This is a genomic window from Streptosporangium sp. NPDC023963 (assembly GCF_040639135.1).
In the GTDB taxonomy this organism is placed as follows: Bacteria; Actinomycetota; Actinomycetes; order Streptosporangiales; family Streptosporangiaceae; genus Streptosporangium.
This window is the reverse complement of the sequence record NZ_JBEZZK010000017.1, coordinates 167,730-181,457: the sequence shown is the minus strand read 5'-3', so window position 1 is coordinate 181,457 and position 13,728 is coordinate 167,730. Positions and strand designations below refer to the sequence as shown.

The 13,728-nt window shown below is 73.6% G+C and carries 13 protein-coding genes; 6 read left to right on the top strand and 7 right to left on the bottom strand.

All coding sequences use genetic code 11. The features are described 5' to 3' along the window. Positions 1–26 precede the first annotated feature (26 nt). From AB0F88_RS36110 to AB0F88_RS36095, 4 genes are read right to left on the bottom strand one after another with little or no spacing between them, the layout of a single operon-like run. Positions 27–782 carry a cobalt-precorrin-6A reductase gene (locus AB0F88_RS36110; RefSeq protein ID WP_362695037.1) on the bottom strand — a complete coding sequence of 252 codons (756 nt, stop codon included), beginning with the start codon at positions 780–782 and terminating at the stop codon, positions 27–29. A gap of 34 nt (positions 783–816) precedes the next feature. Beyond that, positions 817–1,560, bottom strand: coding sequence for a precorrin-4 C(11)-methyltransferase (gene cobM / locus AB0F88_RS36105; protein WP_362694955.1), 744 nt, complete (start codon positions 1,558–1,560; stop codon positions 817–819). Then, positions 1,557–2,927: a precorrin-6y C5,15-methyltransferase (decarboxylating) subunit CbiE gene (gene cbiE, locus AB0F88_RS36100; RefSeq protein WP_362694952.1), complete on the bottom strand. Its 1,371-nt coding sequence runs from the start codon at positions 2,925–2,927 to the stop codon at positions 1,557–1,559. The genes cobM and cbiE overlap by 4 nt, the downstream gene beginning before the upstream one ends. Continuing rightward, positions 2,920–3,309 carry a TIGR03618 family F420-dependent PPOX class oxidoreductase gene (locus AB0F88_RS36095; RefSeq protein ID WP_362694949.1) on the bottom strand — a complete coding sequence of 130 codons (390 nt, stop codon included), beginning with the start codon at positions 3,307–3,309 and terminating at the stop codon, positions 2,920–2,922. The genes cbiE and AB0F88_RS36095 overlap by 8 nt, the downstream gene beginning before the upstream one ends. 162 nt (positions 3,310–3,471) lie before the next feature. On the opposite strand from AB0F88_RS36095, the gene AB0F88_RS36090 reads away from it, so the two are divergent. Together AB0F88_RS36090 and AB0F88_RS36085 are read left to right on the top strand one after the other, a co-directional pair. After that, complete coding sequence (locus AB0F88_RS36090) at positions 3,472–3,945, top strand: low molecular weight protein-tyrosine-phosphatase (RefSeq protein WP_362694946.1); 474 nt, start codon at positions 3,472–3,474, stop codon at positions 3,943–3,945. Positions 3,946–4,368: 423 nt separating this feature from the next. Beyond that, on the top strand, positions 4,369–5,001 hold the full coding sequence (locus tag AB0F88_RS36085) for a GNAT family N-acetyltransferase (protein WP_362694943.1): 633 nt from the start codon (positions 4,369–4,371) through the stop codon (positions 4,999–5,001). Positions 5,002–5,179: 178 nt separating this feature from the next. On the opposite strand, the gene AB0F88_RS36080 is transcribed toward AB0F88_RS36085, so the two are convergent. From AB0F88_RS36080 to lgt, 3 genes are all read right to left on the bottom strand, one after another. Then, on the bottom strand, positions 5,180–6,619 hold the full coding sequence (locus tag AB0F88_RS36080) for an NAD(P)/FAD-dependent oxidoreductase (protein WP_362694940.1): 1,440 nt from the start codon (positions 6,617–6,619) through the stop codon (positions 5,180–5,182). Between the two features lies 1 nt (position 6,620). Beyond that, the gene (locus AB0F88_RS36075; protein ID WP_362694937.1) at positions 6,621–7,181 is read right to left on the bottom strand and encodes a hypothetical protein; all 561 of its coding nucleotides are present in this window, start codon (positions 7,179–7,181) and stop codon (positions 6,621–6,623) included. A gap of 501 nt (positions 7,182–7,682) precedes the next feature. Then, entirely contained in the window at positions 7,683–8,513 is an 831-nt protein-coding gene (gene lgt, locus AB0F88_RS36070) for a prolipoprotein diacylglyceryl transferase (protein ID WP_362694934.1), read from the bottom strand. A gap of 112 nt (positions 8,514–8,625) precedes the next feature. Between lgt and AB0F88_RS36065 the strand changes: the two genes are divergently transcribed. The 4 genes from AB0F88_RS36065 to AB0F88_RS36050 form a co-directional block, all read left to right on the top strand. Beyond that, complete coding sequence (locus AB0F88_RS36065) at positions 8,626–9,765, top strand: sensor histidine kinase (protein ID WP_362694931.1); 1,140 nt, start codon at positions 8,626–8,628, stop codon at positions 9,763–9,765. Beyond that, a complete protein-coding gene (locus AB0F88_RS36060; protein WP_362694928.1) occupies positions 9,762–10,409 on the top strand; it encodes a response regulator transcription factor in 648 nt (215 codons plus the stop codon). The genes AB0F88_RS36065 and AB0F88_RS36060 overlap by 4 nt, the downstream gene beginning before the upstream one ends. A gap of 126 nt (positions 10,410–10,535) precedes the next feature. Further along, a complete protein-coding gene (locus AB0F88_RS36055) occupies positions 10,536–10,841 on the top strand; it encodes a trypco2 family protein (RefSeq protein WP_362694925.1) in 306 nt (101 codons plus the stop codon). 11 nt (positions 10,842–10,852) lie between these two features. Further along, positions 10,853–13,728: trypsin-like peptidase domain-containing protein (locus AB0F88_RS36050; RefSeq protein WP_362694922.1), on the top strand; the 2,876-nt coding region annotated here is incomplete at its 3' end.

Below are 13,728 nucleotides of genomic sequence, written 5' to 3'. Positions count from 1 at the left end.
GGAGCGGGACGGGGTGCCGGTGAGACTCACGCCGGCGGCCGGCGGCCGGCCGCGGTCTCCAGCCAGGCGAGCGCGGCCTCGACGGTCCCCACCGAGGTCACCCCCCCGGGCGAGGGCGGGCGGCGCACGATGACGACCGGCAGCCCCAGCTCGCGGGCGGCGAACAGCTTCGCGGTGGTCATCTCGCCGCCGCTGTCCTTGGTGACCAGCACCTCCACCCGGTGCTCGCGCATCAGGGCCAGCTCCCCGTCCACCGTGAACGGCCCCCGGCTGAGCAGCACCTCCAGGCGCCGCGGGACGACCGGCCCCGGCAGGTCCACCGAGCGGGCCAGGAACCACTGGCCGTCGAGGCCGGCGAAGACCGGCAGGCTGCGACGTCCCGTGGTGAGGAACACCCGCTCCCCCAGCGAGGGCAGCAGCTCGGCGGCGGCCTCCAGGGAGGGCACCCAGCGCCAGTCGTCGCCGGGAGCCTGCCGCCAGCCGGGACGCCGCAGGATCAGCAGCGGCAGGCCCGTCCGGCGCGCCGCCTCGACCGCCGAGGCGGTCATCCTGGCCGCGAACGGGTGCGTGGCGTCCACGACGACGTCGACGCCGTGCTCCGCCAGCCACGCCGCGAGCCCCCCGGGGCCGCCGAAACCGCCCTCCCGCACCTCCCCCACCGGCAGCTTCGGGTCGCGGACCCGGCCCGCCAGCGAGGACACCACGCGCGTCCCCGCGCGCCCGGCGAGCGCGGCGGCCAGCCGCCTGGCCTCGTCGGTGCCGCCCAGGATCAGCACGTTCAGCGTGTCCGGCACGCCGTCACCTCGGAACGCGGGCTCAGTCACGGCAGCGGGCCGCCGAGTACAGGTGGCTGTCGGGGAACTCCGAGGCGGTCAGCACGCGGCCCACCACGATCACCGCGGTACGGAGGATCCCCGCGTCGCGGACCTGATCGGCGATGTCGGCCAGGGTGCCGCGCAGGATCACCTCGTCGTCGCGGCTGGCCCTCGCCACCACGGCCACCGGGCAGTCGGCGCCGTAGTTGGGGACGAGCTCCGCCGCGACGGCCTCGATGCGCTGCACCGCCAGGTGCAGGACCATCGTGGCCCGGCTGCGGCCGAGCGTGCCGAGGTCCTCGCCCTCGGGCATGGGGGTGGCGCGCACCGAGGTGCGGGTCAGCACGACCGTCTGCCCCACCCCCGGCACGGTGAGCTCGCGCCGCAGCGACGCCGCGGCGGCGGCGAAGGCGGGCACGCCCGGGATCACCTCGTACGGCACCCCCTCGGCGTCCAGCCTGCGCATCTGCTCGGCCATCGCGCTGAACACCGACGGGTCGCCGGAGTGCAGCCTGGCCACGTCGTGCCCGGCCCCGTGGGCGGCGACCATCTCCGCGACGATCTCCTCCAGCGCCATCCTCGCGGTGTCGACCAGCCGCGCGCCCGGCGGGCACGACTCCAGCAGCTCCGCCGGGACCAGCGACCCGGCGTACAGGCACACCGGCGCGGACGCGATCGCCCGCTGGCCCCGCACGGTGACGAGGTCCGCGGCGCCCGGCCCGGCCCCGACGAAACGTACCGTCATCGCTTCTCCTCCGGGACCGGCGGCTTGACCGCGGTCCAGATCGTGACGGGCATCATGGGCCGCCAGCCGGTGAACCCGCCGACCGGGGCGGCCCGGCTGACCGCGAGCCGGACCATGCCGCCGCCGAGCCTGCCGTGCCAGCGGGCCAGGACCGCCTCGGACTCGACGGTCACCGCGTTGGCCACCAGCCTGCCGCCCGGCCGCAGCGCCCCCCAGCAGGCCTCCACCATCCCGGGAACGGTCACCCCGCCGCCGACGAAGACGGCGTCGGGCGGCTCCAGCCCGGCGAGCGCGTCGGGCGCGGCGCCGGTCACCACGTCGAGACCGGGAACGCCCAGCGCCGCGGCGTTGCGGGCGACCGCGGCCGCCCTGCCCGGGTGGGACTCCACCGCGACGGCCCGGTTGTCCGGGTGCGCGCGCATCCACTCGATGCCGATGCTGCCCGCCCCCGCGCCCACGTCCCACAGCAGCTGCCCGGGGACGGGCGCCAGCCGGGACAGGGTGACCGCGCGCACCTCGCTCTTGGTGAGCTGGCCGTCGTGCTCGAACGCCTCGTCGGGCAGGCCGGGCAGCCGGGGCAGCGGAACGGTCCCGGCGTCGGCGCGGCACTCCACGGCGACGACGTTGAGGTCGTGGGTGGCGGGCAGCGACCAGGTGGCGGCCGTACCGGAGACCGCGCGCTCCCCGGCGCCGCCGAGCCGTTCCAGGACCGTCATCGGGCTCGCGCCGTAGCCTCGGGCGTTGAGCAGCCCGGCGACCCGGGCCGGGGTGCGGCCGTCGGCGCTGAGGACCAGCACGCGGCGGCCGTCGTGGACGACCGGGTGCAGCACCTCGGCGGGGCGCGCCACGAGGCTGACCACCTCGACGCGGTCGGCCGCCCACCCGAGCCTGGCGCAGGCCAGCGAGACCGACGACGGGTGCGGCAGGACCCGGACCCGGTCCGCGCCGAGCAGCCGTACCAGGGTCGTGCCGATGCCGTGGAACATGGGGTCGCCGCTGGCCAGCACGCACACCCTGCGTCCCCGGTGGGAGGCGATCAGCGCGGGCAGGGCCGGGAGCAGCGGCGAGGGCCAGACGACGCGCTCGGCACCGGGTTCGATCCCGGGCCCGGCGCCGTGCCCTGCTCCCCGCCCTGCTCCCCGCCCCGCTCCCTGCCCCGCTCCGGGTCCGGCACCGGTTTCCGGGACGAGCCCCAACTGCCGTGCGCCGCCCATCAGGACCTCGGCGGCGCGCAGCTCGCGCCGCGCCGCCTCGGAGAGACCGGCCCAGCCGTCGTCCCCGATCCCGACGACGGTGACGACGGGATCCACGGCACCGACGGTTGCGGAGGCGACGCCGGCGAGGTCGGAGGTGGCGGGGTCAGACATTGCCCAGCACCCGGGTGATGCGGATCTCGACCACGACGCGGGCGGGGTTCTCCCGGGGCGCGCGGTAGCGCTCGGCGTAGCGGCGCTCGGCGTCGGCGACCGACCCGGGGTCGGTACGGATCACCGCGCGCCCCTCCAGGGTCGACCAGCGGCGCCCGTCCACCTGGCAGACCGCGACGGCCGCGCCCTCCTCCCCCGCCGCGAGCACGTGGCGGACCTTGTGCGAGCCACCCGAGGTGATCACCCTGGCGATCCCCGCGTCGGCGTCCAGCGTCACCCCCACCGGGATGACGTGCGGCGTGCCGTCGGCGCGCACGGTGGTCATCGTGCACAGGTGACGCTCCCGCCAGAACGCGCGGAGTTCCTCCCCGAGATCCTTCAACAGCCGTTCCTTCCCCGATACCGTTTACCGGGCGACATGGTAGCCCCGGGCCGCGTCCGCCACCGGACCCGGCCGCCGGTCGGACCCCGTGATCGCCCCTGCCGGCAAGGCCTGCCCGCTCGCCCGGCCGGCGCACCCCGGGCAGGCGGCATCCTGGTAGGCATGAGCTATCGCATATGCGTGGTGTGCATGGGCAACATCTGCCGCTCCCCCATGGCCGAGGTCGTGCTGAGGAAGACCCTCGACGACCACGGCCTCGGTGATCTCGTCACGGTCGACAGCGCGGGCACCGGCGGCTGGCACCAGGGCGGCCCGATGGACGCGCGGGCCGCCGAGACGCTCTCCGAGCACGGCTACGACGGTTCGGAGCACCGGGCCCGGCAGTTCCTGAGCGAGTGGTACGACCGGGTCGACCTGGTGCTGGCCATGGACGCCCACAACCTCGGCGCCCTGCGCCGCCTCGCCCCCGACGGCGCGGACGTGCGCCTGTTCCGCTCCTTCGACCCCGCCGCCCCCGAGGGTGCCGAGGTGCCCGACCCCTACTACGGCGAGCGCGAGGGCTTCGCCGAGGTGCTGGATATGGTCGAGGCCGCCTCCAAGGGCCTGGCCGAGCACCTGGCGGCCACCCTCAGGTGAGATCTCCCGCCGGACCCGCTCCACGTCCGGCCGTCGCCGGCCGGAGCCTCCACCACCGGTGAGGGGTCCGGTTTTTCCGTGACGGGATTTCGTCCGCGCCACCGCCTTTACAATGTAGATCAAAAGCTGGCCTCCGGAGTTCGCGCCCCCTCACTTCGCGCCCCCTCACGAGGGCGGGCCTCGTCCCGCCCGGCCCTCCGGGTGAGCGCCGCGCGCTCCCGTACGGGGGCCGGCGCGCGAGCGGGCCCACGGCATCGAGCGCGATGCCTACGCGTGGCGGCCGGATGAGCGGGAGCCGATACGCACCCGGCCCCTTCTCCCCCGCGTCCAGGCAGCTCGCCGCGATGGCCGGCCGAAGCCAGATCGTCCCGATGCCGGTAATTCGAATGACCGCACCGGGGAAGATCGGAACAATCAGGAGGTATGCGCCACTGGCCCCTGCTGAACCTGCGATTGATCACGCCCCGGCTTGAGCTGCGGATCCCCTCGCCGGACGATCTCGACGAACTGGCCGACCGGGCCCTGGAGGGTGTCCACGACCCCGAGCTGATGCCGTTCGGCGTCCCGTGGACCGACGCTCCCGCAGACGAGCTACCGGGCAACATCGTCCGGTTCCATCTCGGCGTCATCTCGCGGTGGCGACCGGAGCGTTGGTGCTGCAACTTCGTCGTCGTTCACGAGGGACGCGTGGTCGGTGTTCAGGACGTGTCCGCCTCCGACTTCCCGGTCACCCGTGAGGTGCATACCGGCTCGTGGCTGGGCCGCACCTACCAGGGCGACGGGATCGGCACCGAGATGCGCGCCGCTGCGCTGCATCTGGCCTTCGCCGGGCTTGGCGCGCTGACGGCGGTGTCCGGCGCCTTTCTGGACAACCCGGCTTCGCTGGCCGTCTCCGGCAGGCTCGGCTACCGGCCGGACGGCCTGTCGGTGCACCAGGTGCGCGGTCAGGGGGCCGTTCAGCAGCGTCTGCGCCTCGATCGGGACGGTTTCACCAGCCCGGTCCCGGTGGAGATCCACGGCCTGCAGCCGTGCCTGCCACACTTCGGCCTGCGATGACCGCACACCCGTTCCGCCGGCTCGTTGCGAGCCGTTCCCGTACCGGCCGGGAACCGCAGCGGGATTCGTAAGCGTTGAACTGGTCGTGTTGCTCAGGGAATTCCGCTCGCTGGAGTTCCACCGCAACTACGGCCGGCGTCCGGGGGCCGACCCGGATGTCGCCGGCCCCGCGCCGCGGTCAGCGGCCGTAGGCCTCCAGCAGCCGCAGCCACACCTCGTTGACCGTGGGGAACGCCGGAACCGCGTGCCACAGCCGGTCCAGCGGGACCTCGCCGACGACCGCGATCGTCGCGGCGTGCAGCAGCTCTGCGACGTCCGGGCCGGCGAGCGTGAAACCGACGATCACTTTCCGGTCCTCGTCGACGACCATGCGGGCGTGCCCCCGGTAGCCGTCGGCGTGCAGGGCGGATCCGGCGACGGCGCCCAGGTCGTAGTCGACGACGCGGATCCGCACTCCGGCGGCCTCGGCCGCGGCCGCGGTCAGCCCCACCGACGCGATCTCCGGCTCGGTGAAGACCACCTGGGGCACCGCGCGCTCGTCGGCCGTGGCCGCGTGCCGGCCCCAGCGGCCGTCCTCGACCGCTTCGCCCCTCGCCCGCGCCACGATGACGTCGCCGACCGCGCGGGCCTGGTACTTGCCCTGGTGGGTCAGCAGCACTCGCCGGTTGACGTCACCGGCGGCGTACAGCCACCCGTCACCGATCGGCGCCCCGTCCTCCCCGACCACGCGCAGCGTGTCGTCCACGGTGAGCCAGGCGCCCGGTGTCAGGCCGACGGCGCCGAGACCGATGTCCTGGGTGTTCGGTGTCCGGCCGATCGCCACCAGAACCTCGTCGGCCTCGACCTGCCCGCCGTCGGTCGTCGTGATGCGCACCGTTCCGGCCTCGTCGCGGTGCACCGACGCGGCCTCCGCGCCGAGGCGTACCGACACACCGGCCTCCCGCAGCGACTCGGTGATCCGCTCGCCGGCGAACGGCTCGGCCAGCGGCAGCACACCGTCACGAGCCAGCATCGTCACCGAGGACCCCAGGGCGGCGAAGGCGGTCGCCATCTCCGACGCCACCACGCCCCCGCCGATGACCGCGAACCGGCCGGGGACCGCGCTCGCGGCGGCCGCCTCCCGGCTGGTCCACGGCGCGGCCTCGCGCAAGCCGGGAACGTCCGGCAGCAACGCGCCGCTTCCGGTCGCGACGACCACCGCGTGCCGGGCCGTCAACGTGACCGGGACGCCGTCGTCGCCGGTCACCTCGACCACGTTCGCGGACACGATCCGGCCCTGACCGCGGTGCAGAGCGATCCCGGCCGAATCGAGCCAGCCGGCCTGGCCGTCATCCTTCCAGTGCGAGGCGAAGGAGTCCCGACGGCCCAGTACCGCGGCCGCGTCGAGACCACCGGTCACCGCCTCGCGCGCTCCCGGCAACCGGCGCGCCGCCCGTAACGCCGCCGCGCTGCGCAGCAGTGCCTTGGTCGGCATGCAGGCCCAGTAGGAGCATTCCCCGCCGACGAGCTCGCGCTCGACGACGGCGGCGCTCAGCCCGCCCTGCACCACCCGGTCGGCGATGTTCTCCCCGACCGGGCCGGCCCCGAGGACGACGACGTCGTAGGTGTTGCCGTCCATCTCAGTTTCCCTTCGCGGCGCGGCCGAGGCGGAGCGCCGAGATGAGGAAGAAGATGCCGCCGGGGATGGCGTAGCCGGCCGCGTTGATCAGCGTCGGGTTGGGCGCGGAGGCACCGGCGATGAACGACGCGCCGGCGAGTACGGAGATACCACCGCTGATGATCATCGGCCACTGGCCGCCCATCTTGCGGCGGGTGACACCCACGATCAGCTGGACCAGCCCGGCCACGACCGCCCAGGCGCCCCACACGCGCAGCACCGCCGGGATACCGGACGCGCAGGCGACGGCCACGCCGACGGCGGTGATCAGACTGACCACGACGTTCACGTACAGCAGGGCAGGTGATCCGGTGCCGCGCGTCGCGCGGGCGTCGACGATGGCGGCGGCCACGTCGAACAGCGGGTAGATCACGAGCAGGGTGACCGCGACCGGACCCAGTTGCGAGGCGGTCGTGAACATCACGAGGGCCCAGACGATGGCGAACGCGAACCGGACGAAGTACAGCCGCCGCAGTGCGGACGCGGTCCCGGAGATGCCGGGCGAAGCAGCGATGGTGCTCATGACGATCCTTTCAGTGGATGAGTGGCGAGGAGCGCGGTTCGGCGCGTCCCGCGGCCGGCCTTCTCGATCAGGTGTGCGGCCAGGCCGGCATGGCCGACCGGGCCGGCTTCACGAAGGCCGGGGAGAGCGAGGTCAGTGCCGCGGACGCCGAGACCGCCGCCGACAGGCCGACCGCGAGTGACCACGGCTGTACCGACGGGCAGCGGGGCGGTGCGCACTTGCATACCCGAGCCACTGGAACACCCTCATAAGAAGACAGAACGTTCTATCGCGACACAGCATGGCAACCTACGATGCGAACTGTCAAGACCGAACGTTCTACCCACCAAGACCCGACTTGCAGGCGGGCTCCATCCACGCCCACCGACCTGGAACGCTGGCTGCGCGGGCACGACCTGCGCGCGGATGAGCGAGCACCGGCCTCTCCCGGCCGGGGAAGCCGGTCGCCGGGCGGCCCGTTCCCCGCGATGACACCACCGCGCGGAACCCGGCCTCGTCCCGTCACGCATGTCCATGGGGAGGCTCGCCGCCAGGCCGCTCCGCCGGAGCGGCCTTTCGCGTGGCGATGAGGTATGTGACCGCGGCCGTGAAGGCCAGCAGGGCGGTCCAGTCGTTGAGGCGCAGGCCGAGGATGTGGTGGGTGGGGTCGATGCGGAGCCACTCGATCCAGGCGCGACCGGCGGCGTAGGCGGCGACGTAGAGCGCGAACGTCCGGCCACGGCCGAGCCGGAACCGCCGTTCGGCCCAGATGACGAACCCGGCCACGCCCAGGTTCCACAGCGACTCGTAGAGGAAGGTCGGATGGTAGGTGGCGGTGGATTCCATACCGGGCGGCCGATGGGCGGGGTCGATCTCCAGCGCCCAGGGCAGGGTCGTCGGCCTGCCGTACAGCTCCTGGTTGAACCAGTTGCCCCAGCGGGCGATCGCCTGCCCGAGCGCGATGCCGGGCGCGACGGCGTCGGCGAAGTCGCGCAGCGCGATGCCGCTCCGGCGGCAGGTCAGCCACGCGCCCACCGCGCCGCCCGCGACGGCGCCCCAGATGCTGATCCCGCCCTCCCAGATCGCGAACGCGCGCAGCGGGTCGTCGCCGGGACCGAAGTACTGCTGCCAGTCGGTGGCCACGTGGTAGAGCCGGGCACCGACCATGCCGAACGGCACGGCCCAGGTGGCGATGTCCCCGACCGCGCCGGGCTCGCCGCCGCGAGCGACCCAGCGGCGCCGGGTCACCCAGATGCCGACGAGGACGGCGAGCAGCATCAGCAGGGAGTAGGCGCGGATCGGGAGCGGGCCGAGGTGCCAGACGGCTTGGGCCGGGCTGGGGATGGCGGTCACGCCGTCGAGTCTGGTTCCGGTACGGCGGCTCCCGCATCGAGCGGAATGCTGATCATGTGATCAGTCGACTGGTTGATGCCGAACGGACGGGTGGTTGATTATCGTCGGCGGTGTGGAGTCCTGGGAGCGGTCGCAGCGCCGGTGGCAGCACGCCTTCTTCGCCTCATGGCTGGTGCTGACCTCGGCCGGCCCCCTGGGGGAGGCGGGCCGGGTGCTCCCGTTCGTGCTGGTGGCCGGGCTGGCCGCCTGGTACGCGGTGTGGTTCGTGCTGCGCACGCCACCCCCCGACGGCGTGCCCGCGCCGTACACGCTCGGCGGCGGGTTGCTCTGGCTGGGGTTGTTCGCCATCGATTCCTCCTTCCTGGTGGTCGTGCTGAGCGTGCTCGTGCCGTACTGCATGGACGCCGTGCGGGTCGGGCTGGTCGCGGTGGTGTCGTGTGCCGGGGGCTGGCTGTGGCATCGTTTCCACGCGACCGGGTCGATCACCTGGACCGAGATCGTCATCGCCGCGTTGATCGCGATCAGCGCGGCCACCGCGGTCGGGTACTTCGGCTCGGTGTCCCGGCAGAGCGCCGAGCGCAAGCGGCTGCTCGACCGGCTGCAGGTCGAGCAGGAGGCGCGGGCGGCGGCCGAACGGCAGGCGGGCGTGGCGGCCGAGCGGCAGCGGCTGGCCCGCGACATCCACGACAGCCTGACCCAGGGGTTCGCCAGCGTGGCGATGTTGCTGGAGGCGGCCCAGGCGACCCTGCCGGACAACAGGCACCTGACCCAGGCGCTGCGGGCGGCACGGGAGAATCTGGCCGAGAGCCGCCGGGTGGTGAGAGCGCTGCGCCCCGGCCAGCTCGACGAGTGCGGCCTGCCGGAGGCCCTGCAGGGGCTGTCCGGCCGGCTGTCGGACGAGACCGGCGTCCACGCGCACACCGTGATCACCGGCAAGCTCCGGCCGCTCGAAGCCCAGGTTCAGGCGGAGCTGCTGCGCGTGGCGCAGGAGGCGGTGGCCAACGTTCGCCGCCATGCCCGCGCCGAGCAGGTCACGCTGACCCTGTCGTACATGGAGGACCTGGTCGTGCTCGACGTCCACGACGACGGCGACGGTTTCGATCCCGGGCGGGCCGCCTTCGGACACGGCCTTTCGATCATGCGGGAGAGGATGGAGCAGCTCGGCGGCACGCTGCTCGTGGAGAGTGCCCCGGGCGCGGGCGCCACGGTGGCGGCCAGCCTTCCGGTGGTCGCGCTGAGCGGGGCGCGATGACCGTCCGGGTCCTGATCGCCGACGACCACCCGGTGGTCCGCGACGGCATCCGGGCGATGCTGGGCACCCAGGACGACCTGGAGGTGGTCGGCGAGGCGGTCTCCGGCGCGGACGCGGTGCGGCTGGCGCGCGACCTGCGGCCCGACGTCACCCTGATGGACCTGCAGCTGCCCGAGATCGACGGCGCGACGGCGATCGGCCGGATCCGCGAACACGACCCGGGCGCCAAGGTGATCGTCTTGACCACTTACGACACCGATGGCGACATCTCGCGCGCCATCGACGCGGGAGCCATCGGCTACCTGCTCAAGGACACCGGCCGTGAGCAGCTGTTCGACGCGATCCGGGCGGCGGCGCGAGGGGAGAGCGCCCTGTCGCCGGCGATCGCGACCCGAGTGTTGTCGTGGGCGCGGGCCGATGCCCCCGATGCCCTCAGCGGCCGGGAGATCGAGGTCCTCGGCGCGGTCGCCCAGGGTATGAGCAACAAGGCCATCGCCGCCCACCTGTGCATCAGCGAGGCCACGGTCAAGACCCACCTGCTGCACATCTTCGCCAAGCTCGGCGTGGACGACCGCACCGCCGCGGTGACGGTCGCCGCTTCCCGCGGCATCATCCGGCTGGGCGGTCAGCCGCTCTCCGGCTGAGATCGCGGTGAGCGGGCCGGCTGAGGCTTCCCCTTTTCGTATTTCGTGACGGAAGGGGCCGATAGCCGGTGGCTTGTGGTTACGATCGGGGTTCTTGGCCGGTGCGTGCGGGGTGTGGGAGGTCGGGTGGCGGAGCTCGGGTTGGCTGAGGCGATCGAGCAGGTGCGTGAGGAGCTGCGGCAGGCGATCGTCGCGGGCGCGGATGCGGATGTCCGGTTCCCGGTGGGTCAGGTAACGTTGGAGTTCCAGGTCGGTCTCAAGAAGAGCGGGGAGGGCAGCGGGAAGGTCAAGGTGTGGGTGCTGGAGGCCGGCACCAGCGGGAAGATCGAGCATGACGAGGTCCAGAAGGTGACCGTCGTGTTGCAGCCCCCGGTCGATCCGTCCGGTAACCCGATCAAGGTCGCGGCCTCCTTTCAGGTCAAGCCCGGTTAGCCGGCGCTGCCGTGGCGCTCCAGGACGCGGCCGAGGGGGCGATCCAGGACCGGTTCGTCGAGGTGCTGGCCGACCTCGGCCCCGGCGCCCGGCCGCGCTGGCGGTGCGCGTCGGGGTTTCTGGTCGACGGCCGCCATGTGCTCACCTCCCTGCACGCCGTCATCGGCGGTGAGCTGACCGTCCGGCGGGCCGGCGATGCGCCCGGCGGCCCGAAGCGGGAATGGCCGGCCAGGTTGCTGCTGGCCGGAGACCTCGAGGGTGCGGATCTGGCGATCCTCACCCTTGAGCAAGATGCCGGGCCGCTGCGCCCGGCGGGGTATGCGCAGGTCGCACGCCGCACCCCGCAACCGGTCGTGATCGAGCGATGCAGCGCGGTCGGGTTTCCCCGCTTCACCGCGCGCAGCGACGCCGAGGACGCCGTGCGCGACAGCGCGCATGTCGAGGGCCGTATCCCGACCTCCCAGAACCTGGTGTCGGGGCTGCTGACCTTGCAGACCACCCATACCCCCCAGCCGTTGCCGCCCGCGCGGAGCGGGCTGAGCGCCTCCGCGTGGTCGGGGATGTCCGGTGCCGCCGTCCTGGCCGGTGGGCGGATCATCGCGGTGGTGTCCGAGCACGCCCCTCGCCAGGGCCCCTCCGACCTCACCGTGGTGCCGATCACGTTGATCGACACCCTGCCCGAGGCCGATGCCTGGTGGGCCGTCCTGGCCACCCGTCCCGCACTGCTGCCGACCCTGCCGCCACCCGCACCGCCGCCCGCACCGGCGTCGGTGATCTCGCAGCCGCCGGGACAACTCCTGGAGCACGTCACCGACCCGTTCGATCTCGAGGTTCACCGTCCCATCCGCGTGATCGGCCACGGTGGGGATCTGCCGGCGCTGCCGCGGTACGTGCGGCGCGCCCACGACGATCAGCTCGCCGCGATCACCGCCCGGGCGCAGGCCGGGCACAGCGGCCTGGCCGTCTTGGTCGGCGGGTCTTCGACCGGTAAGACCCGCGCCTGCTGGGAGGCGCTCACCGTGTTGCGGCGATCGGGGCAGGGGTGGCGGTTGTGGCATCCGATCGACCCCACCCGCCCCGAGGCCGCCCTGGCCGCCCTGGCCGAGGTCGGCCCGTACACGGTGGTGTGGTTGAACGAGGCCCAGTTCTACCTGAGCCCCGACGGGCTCGGCGACAAGGTCGCCGCCGGCCTGCGTGCGCTGCTGCGCGATCCCACCCGCGGCCCGGTCCTCATCATGGCCACCTTGTGGCCCGAGCACTGGAGCACCCTGACCACCCGCCCGGTGGGGGGTGAGGATCCGCACGCCCAGGCCCGGGAACTGCTGGCCGACCGCAAGATCCACCTTCCCGACGCCTTCACCGATCACGACAGCCGGCACCTCGCCGACGCCGCCGCCGCCGATCCTCGGCTGGCCGAGGCCCGCCACCACGCCGCCGAGGGAAAGATCACCCAGTATCTGGCCGGTGTGCCGGTGCTGCTCGATCGCTACAGCGAGGCCCCACCCGCGGCCAGGGCCCTGATCCACGCCGCGATGGACGCCCGCCGGCTCGGTCACGGACCTCACCTGCCCTACCAGTTGCTGGCCGAAGCCGCCCCCGGCTACCTCACCGACACCGAATGGAACGACGTTGACGACGACTGGCTGGAAGCCGCCCTGGCCTACACCGCCCAGCCCTGCAACGGCATCCCCGGGCCCTTGACCCGGATCCGTCCCCGCACCCCCGCCCCCGGCCCGCCCGTCTACCGGCTCGCCGACTACCTCGAACAAACCGGTCGCACCGCCCGCGCCGGCCACTACCCGCCCGAGACTTTCTGGACCGCCGCCACCCAGCTCACCAGCGCCGACACCCTGCACACCCTCGGCCACGCCGCCCGCAACCGCGGCCTCCTCCAAACCGCCGCCCACCTGTGGAAACACGCCACCCGACTCGGCCACCCAGAAGCAGCGCTCCACCTCACCACCCTCCTCACCCACGCCCACCCCCACGACCAGCGCCCCGCCCGATACGCCGCCCGGCACGCCACGCTCGACGACCCGCGCGCGATCGGCCGGCTGCTGGACGGCCTGCAAAGGGCAGGCGCGGACGAGCAGGTGGCGCTACTGGCCGACCGAGCCGCCCGGCACGCCACGCTCGACGACCCGGACACGGTCGGCCGGCTGCTGGACGGCCTGCAAAGGGCAGGCGCGGACGAGCAGGTGGCGCTACTGGCCGACCGAGCCGCCCGACACGCCGCACTCGACGACCCGGACACGGTCGGCCGGCTGCTGGACCGCCTGCGAAGGGCAGGCACAAACGAGCAGATCGCGCTACTGCTCGGCCGCGACCCCGCCCGGCACACCGCGCTCGACGACCCGGACTCGGTCGGCTACCTGCTGGACAGCCTGCGGGAGGCAGGGGCGGACGAGCAGATCGCGGCACTGGCCGACCGAGCCGCCCGGCACGCCACACTCGACGACCCGGACACGGTCGGCCGGCTGCTGGACAGCCTGCGAAGAGCGGGCGCGAACGAGCAGATCGCGCTACTGCTCGGCCGCGACCCCGCCCGGCACACCGCGCTCGACGACCCGCGCTCGGTCGGCTACCTGCTGGACAGCCTGCGGGAGGCAGGGGCGGACGAGCAGATCGCGGCACTGGCCGACCGAGCCATCCGGCACACCGCGGTCGACGACCCGCGCGCGATCGGCCGGCTGCTGGACAGCCTGCGAAGGGTGGACGCAAACGAGCAGATCGCGGCACTGCTCGGCCGCGACCCCGCCCGGCACGCCACACTCGACGACCTGGACGCGATCGGCCGGCTGCTGGACAGCCTGCAGGAGGCGGGGGCGCACGAGCAGGTCGCGCTACTTGCCGACCGAGCCGCCCGGCACATCGCGGTCGACGACCC